At 74.7% G+C, this 18,926-nt stretch carries 18 protein-coding genes; 10 read left to right on the top strand and 8 right to left on the bottom strand.

Features of this window, described 5'->3' with window-relative positions:
• Positions 1 to 22: 22 nt before the first annotated feature.
• Positions 23 to 928 (bottom strand): LysR family transcriptional regulator, encoded by a 906-nt coding sequence (locus ACZ4M5_RS03445; RefSeq protein WP_467732573.1) that lies wholly within the window; start codon positions 926 to 928, stop codon positions 23 to 25.
• A gap of 116 nt (positions 929 to 1,044) precedes the next feature.
• Between ACZ4M5_RS03445 and ACZ4M5_RS03440 the strand changes: the two genes are divergently transcribed.
• Positions 1,045 to 1,260: a hypothetical protein gene (locus ACZ4M5_RS03440; protein ID WP_467732571.1), complete on the top strand. Its 216-nt coding sequence runs from the start codon at positions 1,045 to 1,047 to the stop codon at positions 1,258 to 1,260.
• A 101-nt stretch (positions 1,261 to 1,361) separates the two neighbouring features.
• Here ACZ4M5_RS03440 and ACZ4M5_RS03435 read toward each other — a convergent pair whose 3' ends face one another.
• Together ACZ4M5_RS03435 and ACZ4M5_RS03430 are read right to left on the bottom strand one after the other, a co-directional pair.
• Positions 1,362 to 2,282, bottom strand: a complete 921-nt coding sequence (locus ACZ4M5_RS03435) for a hypothetical protein (RefSeq protein WP_467732569.1) — start codon at positions 2,280 to 2,282, stop codon at positions 1,362 to 1,364.
• The gene (locus tag ACZ4M5_RS03430; RefSeq protein ID WP_467732567.1) at positions 2,279 to 3,949 is read right to left on the bottom strand and encodes a serine/threonine-protein kinase; all 1,671 of its coding nucleotides are present in this window, start codon (positions 3,947 to 3,949) and stop codon (positions 2,279 to 2,281) included. The genes ACZ4M5_RS03435 and ACZ4M5_RS03430 overlap by 4 nt, the downstream gene beginning before the upstream one ends.
• Before the next feature lie 377 nt (positions 3,950 to 4,326).
• On the opposite strand from ACZ4M5_RS03430, the gene ACZ4M5_RS03425 reads away from it, so the two are divergent.
• Together ACZ4M5_RS03425 and ACZ4M5_RS03420 are read left to right on the top strand one after the other, a co-directional pair.
• Positions 4,327 to 5,235 carry a YihY/virulence factor BrkB family protein gene (locus ACZ4M5_RS03425; RefSeq protein WP_467732565.1) on the top strand — a complete coding sequence of 303 codons (909 nt, stop codon included), beginning with the start codon at positions 4,327 to 4,329 and terminating at the stop codon, positions 5,233 to 5,235.
• Between the two features lie 101 nt (positions 5,236 to 5,336).
• A complete protein-coding gene (locus ACZ4M5_RS03420) occupies positions 5,337 to 6,530 on the top strand; it encodes a CaiB/BaiF CoA transferase family protein (protein ID WP_467732563.1) in 1,194 nt (397 codons plus the stop codon).
• A 19-nt stretch (positions 6,531 to 6,549) separates the two neighbouring features.
• Here ACZ4M5_RS03420 and ACZ4M5_RS03415 read toward each other — a convergent pair whose 3' ends face one another.
• The gene (locus ACZ4M5_RS03415) at positions 6,550 to 7,530 is read right to left on the bottom strand and encodes a TerC family protein (RefSeq protein ID WP_467732561.1); all 981 of its coding nucleotides are present in this window, start codon (positions 7,528 to 7,530) and stop codon (positions 6,550 to 6,552) included.
• Positions 7,531 to 7,672: 142 nt separating this feature from the next.
• Between ACZ4M5_RS03415 and ACZ4M5_RS03410 the strand changes: the two genes are divergently transcribed.
• The 3 genes from ACZ4M5_RS03410 (at position 7,673) to ACZ4M5_RS03400 (ending at position 10,042) form a co-directional block, all read left to right on the top strand.
• Positions 7,673 to 8,128, top strand: coding sequence for an archease (locus ACZ4M5_RS03410; protein ID WP_467732559.1), 456 nt, complete (start codon positions 7,673 to 7,675; stop codon positions 8,126 to 8,128).
• Positions 8,129 to 8,195: 67 nt separating this feature from the next.
• On the top strand, positions 8,196 to 8,648 hold the full coding sequence (locus tag ACZ4M5_RS03405; RefSeq protein WP_467732557.1) for a YbhB/YbcL family Raf kinase inhibitor-like protein: 453 nt from the start codon (positions 8,196 to 8,198) through the stop codon (positions 8,646 to 8,648).
• A gap of 149 nt (positions 8,649 to 8,797) precedes the next feature.
• Entirely contained in the window at positions 8,798 to 10,042 is a 1,245-nt protein-coding gene (locus ACZ4M5_RS03400; protein WP_467732555.1) for an MFS transporter, read from the top strand.
• Positions 10,043 to 10,114: 72 nt separating this feature from the next.
• On the opposite strand, the gene ACZ4M5_RS03395 is transcribed toward ACZ4M5_RS03400, so the two are convergent.
• A complete protein-coding gene (locus tag ACZ4M5_RS03395) occupies positions 10,115 to 10,543 on the bottom strand; it encodes a VOC family protein (protein ID WP_467732553.1) in 429 nt (142 codons plus the stop codon).
• Between the two features lie 414 nt (positions 10,544 to 10,957).
• Between ACZ4M5_RS03395 and ACZ4M5_RS03390 the strand changes: the two genes are divergently transcribed.
• A complete protein-coding gene (locus tag ACZ4M5_RS03390) occupies positions 10,958 to 12,124 on the top strand; it encodes a hypothetical protein (RefSeq protein WP_467732551.1) in 1,167 nt (388 codons plus the stop codon).
• Between the two features lie 104 nt (positions 12,125 to 12,228).
• On the opposite strand, the gene ACZ4M5_RS03385 is transcribed toward ACZ4M5_RS03390, so the two are convergent.
• From ACZ4M5_RS03385 to ACZ4M5_RS03375, 3 genes are all read right to left on the bottom strand, one after another.
• The gene (locus ACZ4M5_RS03385; protein WP_467732549.1) at positions 12,229 to 13,782 is read right to left on the bottom strand and encodes a protein kinase domain-containing protein; all 1,554 of its coding nucleotides are present in this window, start codon (positions 13,780 to 13,782) and stop codon (positions 12,229 to 12,231) included.
• Complete coding sequence (locus tag ACZ4M5_RS03380; RefSeq protein ID WP_467732547.1) at positions 13,779 to 14,573, bottom strand: serine/threonine protein kinase; 795 nt, start codon at positions 14,571 to 14,573, stop codon at positions 13,779 to 13,781. The genes ACZ4M5_RS03385 and ACZ4M5_RS03380 overlap by 4 nt, the downstream gene beginning before the upstream one ends.
• A gap of 246 nt (positions 14,574 to 14,819) precedes the next feature.
• Positions 14,820 to 15,749 carry an SCO2400 family protein gene (locus ACZ4M5_RS03375; protein WP_467732545.1) on the bottom strand — a complete coding sequence of 310 codons (930 nt, stop codon included), beginning with the start codon at positions 15,747 to 15,749 and terminating at the stop codon, positions 14,820 to 14,822.
• Positions 15,750 to 16,057: 308 nt separating this feature from the next.
• Between ACZ4M5_RS03375 and ACZ4M5_RS03370 the strand changes: the two genes are divergently transcribed.
• The 3 genes from ACZ4M5_RS03370 (at position 16,058) to ACZ4M5_RS03360 (ending at position 18,656) form a co-directional block, all read left to right on the top strand.
• A complete protein-coding gene (locus ACZ4M5_RS03370) occupies positions 16,058 to 16,507 on the top strand; it encodes a spore-associated protein (RefSeq protein ID WP_467732543.1) in 450 nt (149 codons plus the stop codon).
• A 102-nt stretch (positions 16,508 to 16,609) separates the two neighbouring features.
• Positions 16,610 to 17,047, top strand: a complete 438-nt coding sequence (locus ACZ4M5_RS03365; RefSeq protein ID WP_467732541.1) for a VOC family protein — start codon at positions 16,610 to 16,612, stop codon at positions 17,045 to 17,047.
• A 184-nt stretch (positions 17,048 to 17,231) separates the two neighbouring features.
• Positions 17,232 to 18,656, top strand: a complete 1,425-nt coding sequence (locus tag ACZ4M5_RS03360) for an amidase (RefSeq protein WP_467732539.1) — start codon at positions 17,232 to 17,234, stop codon at positions 18,654 to 18,656.
• Positions 18,657 to 18,926: the final 270 nt, after the last annotated feature.

Genomic DNA, 18,926 nt, shown 5'->3' with positions numbered 1-18,926 from the left:
AGGTGCGGACCGGGGCCGCACGTCAGCTCGCCACCGAGGACGCCAGTTCGCTGAGTTCGGCCAGGGCGGCCGCCACGGCCGGACGGGCGTCGGCGCCGCTCCTGACGCAGGACACGAACTTGCGGTGGGGGTTGCCGGTGCAGGGGACCCGGCTGAGGGGCAGGTCCGGGTTGAGGCGGGCCAGGCGGGGGACGAGCGCGACGCCGAGGCCCGCGGCGACCAGGTGGGCGGTGACGTTCCAGTCGAGGGCGTGGTGGACGATGTCCGGGGTGAACCCGGCGGCGCCGCAGGCGGACATGACGTGGGGGCGGCAGGGGCTCTGCGGCAGCGGCGCGATCCACGGTTCCCGGGCCACCTCCGCGAGATCGGCCGGGCCCCGCCCGGCCAGCCGGTGCCCCTCCGGCACGACGAGGTCGTACGGGTCGTCCAGCAGGGGCCGTTGGTCGAAGCGGGCGTCGCTCATCGGCGGGTTGTGCGGCGTCACCTCCACGACCGCCAGATCGGTGTCGCCCTCGAAGAGCCGGTCGAAGCTCTCCGGCACACCCGCCTCGGTGATCCGGACCGCGAGCCGTGGGTGCAGCTCCCCCAGCCGGACCGCCAGCGGCGCCAGCAGCACCGTCACGGCCACGGGGAAGCCGGTCACGCGCAGCACCCCGGACGGTGCCCCCTGCTCGGCCCGCAGGTCGAGCTCGGCCCGGTCCCAGCGGGCCTGGATGGCGTCCGCGTGCGCCAGCAGGCTCTCGGCGGCCGGGGTGAGCCGGACACCCCTCCCCTGCGGTTCCAGCAGGTCCACGCCGAGTTCACGAGCGAGCTGACGGATCTGCTGGGAGGCGGCGGACGGGGTGACGTGCAGGGCCCCGGCGGCGGCGGTGACCGTGCCGTAGTGGGCGACCGCCCTCAGGACGTGCAGTCGGCGCAGGTCGATCATGCAGGTCAGGCTTCACAGTGCGGTCCGGAAAGTCAACCTGGACGTGTACGTAGCCCTCGGCGCACGCTGGTCGGGTCGCGACGGCCCAACAGCCCCTGGAAGACGAGGAGTCGGTCATGACCAGCGCAGGTGCCGGTGCCTGCCCGCACTGCGGGTGGCCGGACGGTGGAGAGCCGTTCCGGGTGCTGTCGCGGCACGCCACCGCGGCGGGCCGCACGGAGTGGACCCGCTGCGGGTGCGGCTCGCTGCAGGTCCGGGTGGTGGACGGCCGGGGAACCCGCGTCGTCTCCCGCAGCGGCCCGGCGGCATCGACGGGCCCCGGGCGGTCCTGAGCGCCCGGGGCCCGGACGCCGCCGCGGGTGCCCCCGCGCGCGTACCGCAACCGGGCAGTCCGGCCCGGGAACGGGGAACGGCGTGGCCGGGTGACCGGCCGTCAGCGGCAGGAGTACGTGAAACCGGCGGCGGCCGTGCGGGGGGCCGGGGACAGGATGCGCAACTCGGCGCGGGCCTCTCGCTCGCCCTGGCCCTGGAAGGTCCAGCGCAGGTGCAGGCGTGCCTGCGTCCGGCCCCGGACCAGCTCCTCCTTCAGCACGCCGGACGAGGTGCCGTCGCTGCGGACCCAGCGGTAGGACAGCGTGCCCGGACGGCCGTTGGTGGTGACGAGGCCGGTGATGTCCGCCGTGCCGTCGCAGCCCAGCGCGGTGGGCCGGGCGGTGACCGTCACGGAGCCGACCGCGAGCGGTGGGCCGAGGCGCTGCCAGGCGACGAACGCGAGGACGCAGAGCAGGACCAGGACGGGCAGGGCGTGCCGGCGCAGGCGCCGCCCCGCCGGTGCGGGGCGCTGCGGCAGCGGGGGGAGCGTGCGGTAGGTGCGGCCGGCGGCGGTGACACCGGGGCCGAAGCGCAGCACGGTCCCCTCGACGCGGTCGGGTTCCGCAGCCGCGGTCTCCGGTGCGCAGGGCTGCGCCACCAGGGTGCGGTCCGGGTCGGGGCGCTGCACCCAGTGGCTGGCCAGCACGGTGGCGCTGTACTCGGCGGCGGCCGAGTCGGGGGGCGGGGTGGTCTCGGGACGCGCGGCCCCGACCGAACCCGTGAGCGGCACGGTCCCGGGGCGGGGGGCGTCGGCCGCATGGGTGAGGCACACGGTCTCGATCTGTCCGGCGTCGGCCGCGTGGGTGAGGCACACGGTCTCGATCTGTCCGGCGTCGGCCGCGTGCGTGAGGCACACGGTCTCGGCCTGACCTGTGTCGGCCGGGGGGACGAGCGGCACGGTTTCCGCGTACTCCGCGTACTCCGCGTACTCCGCGTACTCCGCGCCGGGTGCGGCGGGACGGTCGTCGTCGTGTGCGGTCATCGCAGGTCGCACCGCCTGGTGAGGAGTTGCTGCGAGGCGCCGCCGCCCTGGGCGGCCGGGGACGTCGTCGCCCGCACCGTCCAGTAGCAGCCGCTGCCGCCGAAGGTGTGGTCGACGGTGAGCGTGTACCGGGTGGCGCCGCTGCGCTCGAAGGTCTGGGGCGTGCCGTCCCCCGCCCCCGGCTGCCCCACCGTGTCGCCCGTGGACCAGGTGAGGGTGATCGTGACGGGCCCGGTGCCGTCGGTGGTGACCTCGACGGTCGCCGTGGCGGTGGCGGGGCCCGTCTGCCGCCAGGCCGACACGGTGACGTCCTTGACGGCGGGCGCGGGTGTGGCGGGCGCGGTCGGACCGGTGGGGGTGGCGGGGGCGGTGGTCGTCGGGGTGGCCGGGTCGGACGTCACGGCGGGCGGTGCCGCCGTGACGGGATCCGTCGCGCCGGTGGCGCCCGGCGAGGCGCCGGTGCCCTCCGGGCCCGGGGTGGAGACACCGGGTTCCGGCGAGGCGGCGCCGGACGCGGTGGGTGAGGACGACGGGGACAGGGGCGATTCCGCCGGAGCGGGAGAAGCCCCGGACCCCGTCCCGGGCCCGGCTCCGGTGGTCGCCAGGGCCTGCGCCGCCCCTTGCGCGTCGGCCCCCGGGTCGTACGACAGCCCCTGGGTCAGCAGGGCGCCGAGGAGCACGGCGGCCGCGGAGACGAGCAGTCCGGTGCGGCCGGGCAGCCATGCCCGGGCGCCGCTGGCTCCCGGTTCGCGGTGCAGGACCGTGCGCGCGGTGTCGGTGGCGGTGCGGGGCGTGCCGCGGTTCGACGGCAGCAGCAGCGGCAGCAGGGCCACCAGCGCGGCGAGCCTTGCGCGGCCGCGCCGCTCCCAGTCCTCGCCGTAGGCGGCGCCCGCGGCGGCTTCCAGCTCCGCGACGAACGCCTCGGCTCCCGCGGGCCGCTGGTCCGGGTCCTTGGCGAGGCCGCGGCGCACCAGGTCGCGCACCGCCCCGGGGACCTCCTCGGCGGGGACGGGGGCGTCGACGTGCTGCAACGCGAGTTCCGCGAGGTTGTCGCCCGGGAACGGCCTGTGCCCCGTCAGGCACTCGAAGAAGGTGGCCGTCGCCGCGTACACGTCGGCGGCGGGAGAGGCGGGGGCGCCGGTCCACTGTTCGGGGGCCATGTAGGCGGGGGTGCCCGCCACGCCCCCGCTGGTGCCGGCGTCCACCGCGATGCCGAAGTCGACGAGCGTGGAGGTTCCGTCCGGCACGACCAGGACGTTCTCCGGCTTGTAGTCGCGGTGGACGACGCCCACGCGGTGGGCGTCGGCCAGACCGAGCAGCGACCCCTTGAGGACGGCGAGTGCGGCCTCGGGTTCCAGCGGGCCCCGCCTCTTCAGCAGGGCGCGCAGGCAGACGCCCTCCACCAGTTCCATCACGATGGCGGCGCCGTCCGGGCTCTCCACGTACTCGTACAGCCCGGCGACGTGCGGGCTGTCCAGGCCGGCCAGCAGCCGCGCCTCCGCCCGGAAGCCGCGCACGAAGCCCGGCCGGGTGCGCAGGGACTCGCTGAGGTACTTCACGGCCACGGGCACGCCGGTCTCCTGGTGCACGGCGAGCACGACCCGCCCGCTCGCCCCCGACCCGAGTTCCAGCGACTCGGTGTATCCGGGCACCGCCCATCCGTCCATCCCAGCCCCCCGAGGCCTTGTGAAGCCCCGCCCCCCGGCGGAGCGGTCCGGCCGCGTTGAGAGACACGTTTCCGGCCACCGCGGTTGCGGGGCAAGCCCCCGGATGGCGGACGGAGCCTCGCCGGCGGCCGGGAACCGATGTCTGCGTCCGCGTGAAGCGGCGCTGCGGGGGCACGAGCGCCGACAGGAGCGGTCCCGGTGGTGACGGGTGGAGAGGTGGCACGGCATGAGCAGGCTGCGCGCGACCCGGGTGCGTCCGCCCGGCCCTGCCCCCGGCGGGCTGCCCACCCGCCCGGACGGCACCCGTGCCCCGGAGGGCGCCGGCGGTCCGGGCCACGGGCGCCGCCCGGGCACCACTCCCGTGCACCGGACGTCCCATGGCCGCTGAGACACGGGCGGCGGGAGTGTCCCGCCCTCGCCTGCGGGCCGCCTGGTGGCCGGCGCTGCGCCGCACCCCGGTGTCGCTGTGGAACGACGACGTCTCCGACTACGCGGCGGCGCTGACGTACTACGCCATCCTGGCGGTACTGCCCAGCCTGCCCGCGACGGTCCTGGCGTTCGGCATGGTCAGCCCCGGAACGGCCGCCCAGTTCGTCTCGCACGTCAGCGCGTACGCACCCGCCCAGTCCGGGCCGGAACTGCACGCCGTGCTGAGCCGGGCGCTGGGCACCGGGGGCGCCGCCTGGTCGCTGATGGCGGTCGCCGCGGCCAGCGCGCTGTGGTCGGCGACCAGCTATCTGGCGGTGTTCCGCCGCGCCCTGCACGCCATGCACCGATTGACGGACCGGCGTTCGCCCTGGCGCCGGGCCCACCGGATCCTGCTCACCGCGCTGGTGCTGCTCGGGCTGCTCCTGGTCGGCTCGCTCACGCTGCTGCTGACGGGACCGCTGGCCGAGGCCGTGGGCCGGGCGCTGGGGCTGGACTCCACCGCGGCCTGGGCCTGGAGCCTGCTGCGCTGGCCGGTCCTGCTGTGCCTGGTCGCCCTGCTGGTCGTGGTCGTCTTCCACACCGGCCCGGTCGAGGCGCGGCGGCGCAGGCTCAGTCTGCCGGGCGGGGTGCTGGCCGCCCTGCTGTGGCTGACCGTCTCCGCGGGCTTCTCCGCGTACGCCTCCACGCTGGGCACGTACAGCAAGCTGTACGGCTCGCTGGCCGGTGCCGTCGTCTTCCTGGTGTGGCTGTGGCTGTCCAACCTCGCCCTGCTGGCGGGTGCGCAGTTCGCCGCGGAACTGGCCCGGGACGCGGGTCCCGCCCCGGAGGCGGACGCCGCGGCGGAGTCCGTTCCGTAGCGGCCCCCTGCGCCGGACCGCACCGCCCGGCCCGCGCCGCCGCGGTTCCCCTGGGGCAGACTGTGCGGGCGCCGTCCCTACGAGGTTCAGGAGCCAGAGGCATGAGCGTGCAGCAGCGCCACCCCCTCGCCGGGGTCACGGTGGTCAGCCTCGAGCAGGCCGTGGCCGCGCCCTACGCCACCCGGCAGCTCGCCGACCTCGGCGCGCGTGTGATCAAGGTGGAGCGGCCGGGCGGCGGCGACTTCGCCCGCCGGTACGACACGACGGTGCACGGCCACTCCAGCTATTTCGTGTGGCTCAACCGCTCCAAGGAGTCCCTCACCCTCGACCTGAAGGACCCGCGCGGCCGGGAGGTCCTGCACGACCTTCTGGACGGCGCCGACGTGTTCGTGCAGAACCTCGCCCCGGGGGCCGCCGCCCGGCTCGGGCTCGACGCGGCGACGGTCACCGAGCGCCGCCCGGGTCTGATCCCGTGCACGATATCCGGCTGGGGCACCACCGGCCCGTGGGCCGACCGCAAGGCGTACGACCTGCTCGTGCAGTGCCAGACCGGGCTGGTGTCGCTGACGGGCACGCCCGAGGGGACCGCCCGCACGGGCATCTCGGTGGCCGACATCGCCGCCGGCATGTACGCCTACAGCGGCGTCCTCACGGCCCTGTACACGCGTGCCACCACCGGGGAGGCCCACCCGGTGGAGGTGTCCCTGTTCGAGGCGCTCGCGGAGTGGATGGGGCAGCCCGCGTACTACACCCGGTACGGCGGCGGGCAGCCCCCGCGCCTGGGTACGCAGCACGCCACGATCGCGCCGTACGGGACGTACACCGCCGCCGACGGCAGGGACGTGCTGTTCTCCGTCCAGAACGAGCGGGAGTGGGCCGCGCTGTGCGCGGAGTTCCTCGGCCGGCCGGAGCTGGCCGTGGATCCGCGGTTCGCCACCGCCTCCGACCGCGTCGCGCACCGCGGGGAGCTCGACGCCGTCGTCGCCGAGCGATTCGCCCGCTCGGAGTCGGACGAGATCCTGAAGGACCTGGAGCGCATGGGCATCGCGTGCGCCGGGGTCAACGACGTCGCGGCGTTCCTCGACCATCCGGTGCTGGCGGCCCGCGGCCGCTGGACCGAGGTGGGGGTGCCGGGCGCCACGGTCGAGGCGCTGCTGCCGCCGGCCGACCTCGCGGGGCTGTCCGCGCGCATGGACCCGGTGCCGGCGGTGGGCGAGCACACGGCGGCGATCCTCGGCGAACTGGGCCGCACCGACGAGGAGGTCGAGGCGCTGCGCGCGGACGGCGTGGTGTGACCGCGGGGCTCGCCGGGCCCTACCGGGGGCCCGCGTCGTCCCGGGCCGCCTCCTTTGCCTGCTGCCGCTTCGAGGCGCGCAGGCTCGTGAACGTCGTCACGGCCAGGACCAGCACGATGAAGGCCAGCGAGAACGGGATGCCGATCTCCGGCACGGGCACGCCCGACTCGTGCAGGGCGTGCAGGAACAGCTTCACTCCGATGAAGCCCAGGATGACCGACAGGCCGTAGGAGAGGTGCACCAGCTTCTTGAGCAGGCCGCCGATGAGGAAGTACAGCTGGCGCAGGCCCATCAGGGCGAACGCGTTCGCGGTGAACACGATGTACGGGTCCTGGGTGAGGCCGTAGATCGCCGGGATGGAGTCCAGGGCGAACAGCACGTCCGTCATGCCGATCGCGAGGATCACGACCAGCATCGGGGTCATGACCCGCTTGCCGTTCTCGGTGACGAACAGCTTGGTGCCGTGGTAGCGGTCGGCGACGCCGAAGCGCCGTTCGGCCAGCTTCAGCAGCTTGTTCTCCTGGTACTCCTCCTCGTGCTCCTCCTTGCGGGCGTCCTCGATCAGCTTCCAGGCGGTCCAGATCAGGAAGGCGCCGAAGAGGTAGAAGACCCAGGAGAAGGTTGAGATGATCGCCGCTCCGGCCGCGATGAACACGCCGCGCAGCACCAGGGCCATCAGCACCCCGACCATCAGCACCCGCTGCTGGTACTGCGAGGGCACGGCGAACTTGGCCATGATCAGCACGAAGACGAAGAGGTTGTCGACGCTCAGCGACTTCTCGGTGAGGTAGCCGGCGAAGAACTCGCCGGCGGGCCCGCCCCCGCCGACGATCCACAGACCGACCCCGAACAGCACGGCCAGGACCACCCACACCACGGTCCAGGTCCCGGCCTCCTTGAGGGACACGTCATGCGGTTTGCGGCCGATGAGGAAGTCCACGCCGACGAGCAGGCACAGGGCCGCCACGGTCAGCAGCCACACGGACAGCGAGACGTTCACTGGCGCTCCTGGTGCAGGGGGTGGGAACTCATCCCTACACGCCCCTCCCCCACGGTGGCGCGAACCGTGTCGCTGACGCCCCGGTCCGCGGCCGTCCGGGTGGTCGCCGCATGGGTGGGACAGGTTCGGGCAGGCGGTGTGCATGGGCGGTGACACGAGTGACGGCGGGCAGGGGCGGCGGCCGGGTGAGTGTGGGCACCGTACGGTGCCGCATCCCGGTGACGTCCGGATCGAGGCGTGGGCGGCGTGCCGCGAGCACTGCCTTGCGGAGGCGGTCCTGGCGATGGTGGAGACCTTCGCGGACGTCTCCGGTGTGCGCCCCACCGCCACGGGCCGGGTGCGCCTCGCCGACGCCAGCGACGACGACCTCCTGGCCGGCCTGCTCGACGAGATCATCCGCCGGCTGGAGGAGTACGGCGAGATCCCCGTCGACGTGGAGGCCGACGAGGCCGACGGCGGTCTGGACGTGCGCCTGGCCGTCGCCGGTGTCGCGGACGTGGCGATCACGGGCCGGGTCCCGACGGCGGTGGCCTGGGAGGAGCTGCGGATCGGCCCGGACCCGTACGGCTGGTCGTGCGCGGTGCGGGTGAGCGCCTGAGGAGACGGCGGGAGCGTCATGCGCCGGGCGCGTGTCCGCGCCCGGCCGGGCGGGTACCCCGGGCCGCATGACCGGTATGGAACTGCGCAGCGACGCGTTCGAGGACCACTCCTACCTCGCGCGCCGGTACTCCTACGAGGGACCGAACCTCTCTCCGCCGCTGGCCTGGAGCGGCGTACCGGACGACGCGGCGGAACTGGTCCTGCTCTGCGAGGATCCCGACGCGCCCTCGGGAACCTTCGCGCACTGGGTCGTGGTCGGCATCGATCCGCACAGCGACGGCGTCGAGGCTGGGCACTGCCCGCCCGGTGGCACGGAACTCGTCAACGGCTTCGGCCAGCCGGGGTGGGGCGGGCCGCACCCGCCCCCCGGGGACGACGCCCACCACTACTGCTTCCGGCTCTACGCCCTGTCCGGCCCGTGTGTCCTGCCCGACGCGCCGCGCGCGGAACAGGTGCACGAGGAGGTGGACAAGAACCGTCTCGCGGACGGAACGCTGGTGGGCCTCTACCGGCGCTGAGCGGCGGCGCGACCGAGCCCGTCCCCCCGGCACAACGAGCGGTTGTGGGCGGGCGGGGAGCGGTTGTTTGATCGCCTCTCGCCCTCCCCGCTTGGATGGCTCGCGGTCGACACCGGGTCGTCCGCGGGAGCGGGGAGTGTGTGCCGGGTATGGCGGGCGGGCCGTCGCTGGGGCGGCAGTTTCGGTGGCTGTGGGGTGCGTACGCGGTCAGCACGGCCGGGACCTGGCTCGCGTTCGACGCGTTCGCCCTGATCGCGGTCCTGGCGCTGGACGCCGGGCCGGCGCAGGTGTCGCTGCTGGCCGCGGTGGGACCGGCGGTCGGCGCGCTGGTGTCCCTGCCGCTGGGGCCCTGGGTGGAGGTGCGCCCCAAGCGGCCCGTGCTGGTCGCCGCCGACCTCCTGCGATGCGCGGTGCTGCTGAGCGTGCCGGTGGCGTTCGTCCTGGGCCGGCTGGGCCTGGGTCAGCTGCTGCTGGTGTCGGTGGCCGTCGCGGCGGCCGACATCACGTTCAACGCGGCGGCGGGGGCGCTGGTGAAGTCGCTGGTGCCGCGCGAGCACCTGCTGGTCGCCAACGGACGCTTCGAGGCGACGAACTGGACCGCCAGCATGGTGGGGCCGCCCCTGGGCGGTGTGGCGATCGGCCTGTTCGGCCCGGTGGCGACGGTGGTGGCCGACGCGGTGAGCTATCTGCTGTCGGCGCTCGGCATCCGGGCGATCGATGCGGCGGAGGATGCCCGGGCTGCCCCCCGTGCGCAGCCGCCGTCCCGCCTCCGGGCCGGTGAACTCCTCGACGGCTGGCGCCACATCCTGGCCGACCCGGTCCTGCGGCCCCTGTTCCGCAACACCGTCCTGGCCAACTCCCTGATCATGGCGGCCTCGCCCCCGCTGCTCGTCCTGATGGTCCACGACCTGTACTTCGCCCCCTGGCAGTACGCCCTCGCCTTCGCCGTGCCCTGCACCGGGGGTCTGCTCGGCTCGCGCGCGGCCCCGCGCCTGGTCGCGCGGTACGGCCGCGAGCGGGTGCTGCGCGGCGCGGGGACGCTGCGGGCCTGCTGGTCGCTGGGGCTGGCCTGCACCGGCCCGGGCATGCCCGGACTGGCCCTGGTCATGGTGACCGAGTTCGGGCTGATCGCCTGCTGCGGCGTGTTCAACCCGGTGCTCGCCACCTGCCGGCTGGACCGCACGCCGGCGGACCGGGTCACCCGTACGCTCGCCGCCTGGTCGGCCACCGGCAAGGCCACCACCGCCGCGACGACCGCGCTGTGGGGCGTCCTGGCCGGCCTGACCGGCCCGCGTCCGGCGATCGCCCTGGCGGGCGGTCTGCTCCTCGCCACTCCGCTTCTGCTGCCCCGGAAGGCGGACCTCGCCGAGAGCGCGTCGCAGCCGGTGGGCTAGCGGCCGGACCGGCCAGGGGCCCGCACGCGTCGGGGACGGACGCGCGGACGCGCGCCCGTCCCCGGTCCGGGGTCAGACCGCCCCGGGCACGTCCTCCGTGACGCCGTTCAGCGGGGAGGTCGGGGCGCTGCCGTACGGGCGCGTGATGATCTCCAGGCCGTGGCCGGCGGGGTCGAGGAAGTAGACGCCCCGGCCGCCGTCGTTGCGGTTGATGCGGCGGGGGTGGTTGCCGTGCGGGTCCGCCTGGATCGGGATCCTCGCCTCGACGAGACGGTCGAGGGCCGCGTCGAACTCGTCCTCGGAGACGAGGAACGCGTAGTGCTGCATGGGGATGTCGGCGTCGATGGTGAGGAAGTCCAGCGTGACGCCGTTGGCGGTGCTCACCGGCAGGAACACCCCGGTCGGGGCGCCTACTTCGAGCCCCAGGATCCCGGCCAGGAAACGGGCGGACGTCTCCCGGTCGCGGGAGAGGACGATGGTGTGGTTGAACTCGACTGACACGGTCAATGCCTCCACGGGCATCTTCGCGGCGCCTCCATGCCTCACCCGGCCGGTGACCGGCACGCGATGCCGCGCGGAGGATCGTAGGCAGCGGCGGCCGGGGGCGTCGAGCGGTTTTCGGCCGAATCGCGGGCGGGGAGCGTCGAGCGGTTCCGGTCATGTCCGGGAGCGTCGAGCGGTTCCGGACACTCCGGGAGCGTCGAGCGGTTCCGGTCACGTCCGGGACCGGCGGCCGACCGGGGTCGTCCGGGACGACCGAGCGGCCGGCCGTGTCCCCGCTGCGCCGGTGCGCGGCCGGGTGCGCCGGGGATGCCCTGACATCCGTCAGGACCGCGCGCACCGCCCGCGTTCCTACAGTGGCCGCCGCGGGGCCGCCGGGCCCCGTCGACAACCGGGCACCCGGGAAGGGCAACCATGCGTGTGTTCCTGCGCGGCGCCGCCGCACTCGCGACCGTCGTCACGGTCGCCTCGCTGACGACCGACGCATCCGCACAGCCCCGGGCGGAGAAGGCCGGGCAGGCGGCCGAAGCCGCCGGGGACGCGCAGATCCCGGCCGGTGTCACCGCCGGTGTGGCCGTCTTCGACCGCCGTGCCGGAGTCTTCACGGAACAGGTCGACGACCGTGCGAAGTTCCGTTCCGCCTCGGTGGTGAAGCTGCTGCTGACGCTCGACTTCCTGTGGGACCGCGGTCCCGTCTACACCGTCCCGTCGGCCGACCGGGCTCTTCTGGAGCCCATGCTGCGCAGCAGTGACGACGACGCGGCGAGCCACTACTGGCAGGCGCGGGGCGGCTCGGCGATCATCGCCCGGATGTCCGAGCGGCTCGGACTGCGCGACACCGACCCGCCCCCCGCGGGGTACGAGGGGTACTGGGGCTACACCTCCGTGTCGGCCCGCGACACGGTGACGATCTACCGGTACGTGCTGGACAAGGCCCCCGCACCGGTGCGCACCTTCGTCATGGACAACCTGCGCGCCTCCACGCGCTGCGCGTCCGACGGCTTCGACCAGCACTTCGGCATCGCCGGGGCGTTCGACCGTCCCTGGGCCGTGAAACAGGGCTGGTCCGGGAAGTACGCGAAGGGCACGTGCGGCCCGGAGGACGCTGCGCAGAGTCCGGCGGCTCCGGCCCCCGCCCCGGGCCCCGCCGCCGTGGACCTGACACGGCCGGCGCTGCACACCACCGGCACGGTCGGCGCGGACGACCGGACGATCGTGGCCGTACTGACCCTGCACCCGGTGGGCACGCCGTACGGGAAGGCGTACACCGACATCGGCCGGCTGACCCGCTCGCTGGACGTGCCGGGCGGTGTGCGGCCGTCCGGGAGCTGGTTCGGCACCTGGGGCGAGCTCGTCAACGTCCGCAAGGCGCCGGCGACGAGCTCGGGGCGGGTGACCCGGCTCCCGGCGGGCGTCGAGGTCCTGGTCGGCTGCCAGACCCGGGGCGAGACGGTCAGTGTGCCGCCGTACACCAACGACTGGTGGGCCTACCTGCCGCAGTACGGCGGCTACATCTCCACCATCTACATAAGCTCGCCGGACGACCGGCTGCCGAACGTCCCGGAGTGCGGTCAGCCGTAGCCGTGGCGGGAACGGGGGACGAGCGGTGGGCGGGGCCCTGACGGGTCCGGCCCACCGCTCGCGTACGTGCCGCTCCGGGGCGCCGGCTGCCGCGGCCGCCCCGGTCAGCGCAGGTACTCGGCGTGGTAGCGCAGCACCTTGTCGACGTGCGGCCGGACCCGTTCGGGGACACCGCGTTCCTCGATGACCGTGCGGTCGCTGGTCCGGTAGCCGGCGGCCACCAGGGCGGGGAGGTCCTTCTTCGGCAGTCCCGCCTCCTTGAAGCGCTGGTCGAGCCAGCACACGTATCCGGCCATCGTGGAGATCGCGTCCGGCGGTGACATGTGGTCCTTGTCCCCGTCCCCGTCGCCGTCCACGGCCCAGGCCCGGAACACCGACGGCGTCCACATGGCGATGCCGTACTCGTCGGCGGCCGGGCGGGAGGCCTTCGGGTCGAAGCCGCTCTCCGCCTTGACGAGCGCGGCGAGCAGGGCGGGGGTGATCTCCTCGTCCGTGCAGCGGTGCGCGGCGCGGGTGATGACGTCGCGCAGCGACGCGGGGACGTCGGAGGCGGCGGGGATCTCGCCGGGCGCGTCGCCGCGCGGGCCGGTGGCGGCGGCCTGGGTGCGCCGGCCGCCGTCGTCGCCCCGCTCGTCATCGGCCCCGTCGAGCCACAGCGTCCCGGCGACCGCCGCGGCGGCCAGGACGGCCAGCCCGGCCGCGACGGCCGGCACCAACCGTCTGCGGCGGCGCTCGGGGACGCCGGTGATCTCCTCGACCCGTGCGGCGACGGTGCCCGCCGTGTGCGGCAGCCGCCCGGCGTGGTCGGGGGCCAGGCAGTCGGCGATGAGCCGGCGCATGTCCTCGTCGAGCCCGGCGTCCAGCCGCAGCGCCGCGGTGCCGCGTGCGTAGGCCTGGGCGGCGAGCGAACGGGCCCGGGCGGTGGCGCCCGGGAAGGGGTGCAGTCCGCCGGTGAGGACCTGGTGGGCGAGGACGCCGAACGCCCAGACGTCGGCGGTGGGCCGGACGACGGAACCGTCGGCGCCGGTGCGCTGGGACCACCACTCGGGCGGCAGGTGGTCGAGCGTCCCCAGCGGCGGCAAGTGGGCGTGGGTGCCGTCGAGTTCGGTGGCGAGACCGAAGTCGGCGAGCCACACCCGGCCGCCGGGGCCCAGCAGGACGTTGGCGGGTTTGAGGTCGCCGTGCACCCATCCGGCGTCGTGCATGTGGGCGAGTCCGGCGGCCACGCCGCGCAGGATGCTCGGGGCGCCGTCGATCGGCGCGCCCGTCGCGGCGGAGTCCAGCACGTCCTTCAGGCTGGCCTCGGCCCGGTCCATCACCAGGGCGATCGCCCCGTCGAGTTCGGGGGTCCCCGGCGCCTCGACGGTGCAGACGGCGTGGGTGCGGACGAGGTGCGGATGGTCGGCTTCGGCGCTGAACCGGACCTCGCGGGCGACGAGTTCACCGAGCGCGGCACGCTGCCCGGGTCCCAGGGTGCCGGTGGGGAGCACCTTCACGGCGACGGGCGCGCCGTCGGCGACCGCACGCCCCTCGTACACGGTGCCCCAGCCGCCGGAGCCGATGACGGGACCTGTCTCCCAGTCGCCGATCCGGAAGCCTTCCGGCAACCGCGGCCGGGGTGCCTCCAGTTCGTCGTCCGGGGCGTCGGGCGTGCTCATGCGCCGGCCTCCTGCGGGGCGGGGCGGCGGGCGCTGCGCGGCGGCAGCAGGCCGAGGTGTTCCTCGCGTACCAGTCCGAAGCGCAGGGCGACGGAGGCGAGCCGGGCGCGTTTTGCGCCGGTGCGGCCGCCGTCGGGTCCGGCCGCGGCCTCCTCCACCGGTTCCAGGCGAAGTTTGGCGAAGGCCAGGTAGTCGATGTGGTAGTTGACCGCGGAGCGGGTGAGGTCCCGGCAGGACTCCAGCGGCCGCAGCCGGTCCACGATCTGCCCGACTCCCGGCAGTGCCGAGTCGGACGGGTCGCGCAGCCGGGATTCGCAGAGGGCGACCAGGACGAGGAAGTACTTCGACGTCGGGTCCAGGGCGAAGGGGTGCACGGTCTGTTCGCCGCCGCCCGGGGAGGACTGCTCGCCCAGGTAGGCGTGCTGGGGTGCGAACACCTTGAAGGTGGCGGTGCCGGACAGGGCGGGCAGCACGACGCGGGAGAACTCGAAGGGCACCGGCGCCCCGAGCCGCCCGGGAGCGACGGTCAGGTACTCGCCGGCCCCCTCCAGATTCTCGACCACGTACGACACGCTGCGGCTGAAGTTGGACAGCCGCCAGTAGTCGCCCGCCGCCTCCAACTGGCCCGCGCGGCGGGAGACGCCGGGGTCCTTCAGCACGATGCGCACGCCGGCCGTGCCGCGGCCGAAGTCGGCGATGTCCCCCGGCCCCAGGTGGATCAGTTCCGGACTGCCCGTGTCGTCCGCGCCCCACCGGGCGGGACCGGGCAACTGCACGATGATGGTTTCCACGCGGACTCCCCCGCTGATGACGCCCCCGATCTGGTCGCCAGGATTGTAGGGCGGATCCGGCCCGCCGCGGAGGCGGCCGGGCCGTGTGCGCGGCGGGGTGCGGGGCGTCGGGCGGGTCCCTGCGAGGAAGGAGGGCGCCGCCGGTGGCCGGGGCCTGAACTTCCGTGCGCAGTACAGGAGTTGAGCACTCGTCGGCCATGGTCCGACGATACGGAGCGGGGCCGCCGGACGGCCACCGGTTTTCGTTCAGCCGAGGCAGATGACGAGCAGGCAGAGTTCGTCGCGGCTGGTGCCGGAGCCCGGGTCCGCGGGGGGCGGGGCGGGTGCCGTGGGGTCCGTCGCGGGTGGAGGCGTGGCGGGGGACTCCGGCGGCCGGGTGTCCGTTCCGGCGGTGGGGGGCGTGGCCGGCGTGGTGGCGGCCGGAGCGGTGGTCCCGGCGCCGGTGCGGGAGGGGCCCGCCGTGTCCGGGGCGGCCGTCCCGGTGCGCCCGGGGGTCGTCAGCGGCAGTTCGCGGGGGGCGGCGGCGGCGTCCGTGTGCGTGCCGGCGGGGGTGGTGCGGGGGTCGGCGGACCGGTTCTGCTGGTGGCGCGAGGCGCGCGGGGACCGCGGTGCCGCGGTGGGCGAGGACCGCGGGGTGCCGTACCGGTCCGGGGCGGGTCCGGTGGAGTCCGGCGCCTGCGCCCCGGCGCCGCCCATGGGGGTGTCACCCGGTGTGGTGGCCGCCTGCACTCCGGGGGTGGCGTTGCCGTTCACGGCGGCGACGGTCAGTCCTCCGCCGACGAGTGCGACGGCGGTCGCCACCACGGCCCGCCGCTGGTTCTTCTTCCAGCGGGCCATCTGCCGGCGCCGCGCGGCGCGGCCCTGCGGGCGGTCCACCCGGTCGTCGAGCGTTCCGGGTTCCGGGCGCTCGTGGGCGCCGGACGGCACGGGTGTCCGGTCCGGCATGGGCGCGAGGACGGGAGGCCGCTGCGCGCCGGGGACGGTCCGGTCCAGGAGGGACGTGTCGTACCGCGGGCCCGCGGCGGTCTCCCCCGGGGCCGGGACGGTGCTGCTCGCCGTGGTCCGGCCGGTGCGGCCGTCGATACCGCAGGGGTCGATGTCCGGGGCGTAGGCGCCGCAGCCCGGGCAGACCAGGGCTCCGTTGAGGTGCCTGCGGCACGACGAGCAGTAGTCCATGTGTGGTCTTCCCGATCTGGCTGTTGCGGCGGCACGCCGGCCGCGACCTTGTCACGTTCGCGCGCTGGAGCGAGGCGTAACGGTAACGAGGCTTTGGAAGGGCGGTGTGCAGCCCGTGTGACACCCCTGCGCAGATCTTCGGGATCTCACGTGCACCGACGGGCACACGGAACCGGCCCTTCACCCGGCTCTCCCCAACTGCCGCAACCCACAAGGGAGATGACGTACAACCCTTTGGGTGTCCGGCGGGTCACACCATGCAGGACCAACCACCTCGAAGAGTTGCAGAAGAGTTTCAAGGGGGAAATATGAGATTCACCCGTTCCGTTCTGTCCGTCTCCGCCGTGGCGGCCCTGTCACTGGGGGGCCTGACCGCCCTGGCGGCACCGGCCTCCGCCGCGCCCAACACCACACCGCAGAAGGTGTGCGGAAGCGGGTACAAGACGGTCAACTCGGCGGCCCTCGGCTCGCTGGGGACGGTCTACCTGACCTACAACGCGTCCAACGGCCAGAACTGCGTCGCGACCATCCGCAACAACCCGGGCAAGGCCGTCGCCATGTCCGCCTGGGCCTCCGTGCCGGACACGGAGGAGAGCCACTACGACGAGGGCCTGTTCACCTCGTACGCCGGCCCGACCTACGTCTACGGCAAGGGCCACTGCGTGGACTGGGGCGGCAGCATCGCCAACACCTACGTGCAGGTGTACGGCTCCAACTGCGGTGCCCTGAAGGAGCATCGGGTCACCGGCACACGCTGACCCCGGCCGGGCCGTCTCCCCGCCGCGACCACGGCGGGGAGACGGCCCGTCCCGTCCCGCACGGGCCGGCGTATCCGGTGGCTGCCGGGGCACCCGGGTCCGGTGACGGACGGGGAGAATCGCATCCGGCTGGTGCAGACGGTGCTCGACAGCACGGACGCCCGCGCACTGGCGGAGTTCTACCGGGCCCTGCTGGGCCTGGTGTACCGCGACGGGGACGAGCCCCCGCCCGCGGGGCGGCCCGACGAGTGCGGCCGGGACTGGCTGGTGCTGCGCGACCCGCGTGGCGGACCGCAGATCGCCGTGCAGCAGGTGACGGAGCTGCGCGCACCGACCTGGCCGGACGGCACCGTCCCGCAGCAGCTGCACCTGGACCTGGCCGTGCCCTCACTGCAGGAGTTGCGGAACCAGCACACACGTGTTCTCGCCCTGGGCGGCACCCTGCTGGCCGACCGGGAGCAGCCCGACCCCGGCGACGACGAGCCGTTCCGCGTGTACCGCGACCCCGCCGGTCATCCCTTCTGCGTCTTCGTGGAGTGACGCAACCAGGCGGGACGTCCCCCCGCTCACCGGCGCAAACGTGTCTGCCTCGTTTGAACGTGGCGAATGTGCGTACTGGGGAGGGTGTGGCCCGTGGGTGAACGTCCACTCCCGTCGTGGGCGTTCCGCCATCGGCCACCGGACGTTACCGTTCGGTAGACAAGCCGCTTCCGGAGGTGTCCGTATGACGTTCGACCGTGCCGAGGGTCTGGCGGAGACCGCCCGTGCGCTGGCCGCCGGCGAGGTGTCCTCCCGCGCGCTGGTCGAGCGCACGCTGGCCCGGATCGAGGCGGCGCAGAGCAGCGTGAACGCCTTCCGGATCGTGCGCACCGAGGCGGCCCTCGCGGAGGCCGACGCCGCCGACCGGGAGCTGGCGGCGGGTGTGCGCAAGCCGCTGCTCGGGGTGCCCGTGGCGGTGAAGGACGACATGGACGTGGCCGGCGAGCCCACCGCCTTCGGCTGCTGCGGCGAGTTCCCGCCGGTCCCCGAGGACGGCGAGGCCGTACGGCGGCTGCGCGCCGCGGGGGCCGTGATCGTGGGCAAGACCAACACCTGCGAGTTCGGGCAGTGGCCGTTCACCGAGGGTCCCGCGTTCGGCTCGACCCGCAACCCGTGGAGCACGGACCACACGCCCGGGGGTTCCTCGGGTGGCTCGGCCGCCGCGGTCGCCGCCGGGCTGGTGCCCGCCGCGCTGGGCTCGGACGGGGCCGGTTCGGTGCGGATCCCGGCAGCCTGGACCCATCTGGTGGGCATCAAGCCGCAGCGCGGCCGCATCTCCACCTGGCCGCGCGGCGAGTCCTTCCAGGGCATCACCGTCAACGGCACCCTGGCCCGCACCGTGGCCGACGCGGCCCTGCTGCTGGACGCCGCGAGCGGCAACCACGACCTGGACCCGCACCGGCCCCCGGCGATCGATCTGTCGGCAGCCGTCGGACGCGACCCCGGGCGGCTGCGCGTCGCGCTCTCCCTCAAGCCGCCCTTCACCGCCGTCCCCGCCCGGCTGCTGCCCGAGGTGCGCACCCGGGTCACCGAACTCGCCGAGCGGCTCGCCCGCCTGGGGCACACGGTGGAGGAGGCCGACCCGCCGTACGGGCAGATCGGGCTGACGTTCGTGCCGCGTGCCACGGCCGGGATCGCCGAGCGGGTGGGCGAGGCGCCCTTCCCGGCGCTGCTGGACCGGCGCACCCGGGAGGCGGCCCGGCTGGGCCGGCTGCTCGGCGGGGCGCCGCTGCGCGTGGCACGCCGGGCGGAGGCCGTGCTGCACCGCCGTATCGGCTCCTTCTTCGACGCCTACGACGTGGTCCTGGCGCCCACGACGGCCGCTCCTCCGCCCCGTATCGGAGCCCTGCTGGAACTCAGCGGCTTCGCCACCGACCGGGCTATGATCGCGGCCTGTCCCTATGCCTGGCCGTGGAACGTGCTGGGCTGGCCGGGGATCAACGTCCCCGCCGGGTTCACGCCGGACGGACTGCCCGTCGGGGCGCAGTTGCTGGGCCCGGCGCACAGCGAACCGCTCCTGGCGCAGGTGGCCGCGCAGTTGGAGGCGGAGCTGCGCTGGCAGGACCGGTGGCCCTCGCCGCCCGTCACGGCGGACGCCGCGGCCGCGTAGCCGTATCGAAGATGCTGGTCTCAGCCTTTCGCTGCGGACGGCCACGAGGACAGTCGCCCCGAAGCGGACCGCGGCGTCGACGACCGGCAGCCCCGGGGGCCGCGGTTCTTCCAGGGCGTGCCGCGGGCGCCGGCCCACCGTCGCCGACCTCGATGTGTACGAGGCTCACGCGGCGCGTCCGGCCCTGAGATGGAGACCGGTCTCCGACCGGGGTCGTACGGCTCCGGCGGTGGTCGGGACCGTGGAAGGACGCGGGGTCCGGGGCCGCGA

Source organism: Streptomyces sp. NPDC026246 (assembly GCF_055567995.1).
Note: the sequence above shows the minus strand (reverse complement) of the source record. Positions and strands in the feature narration are given on the sequence as shown.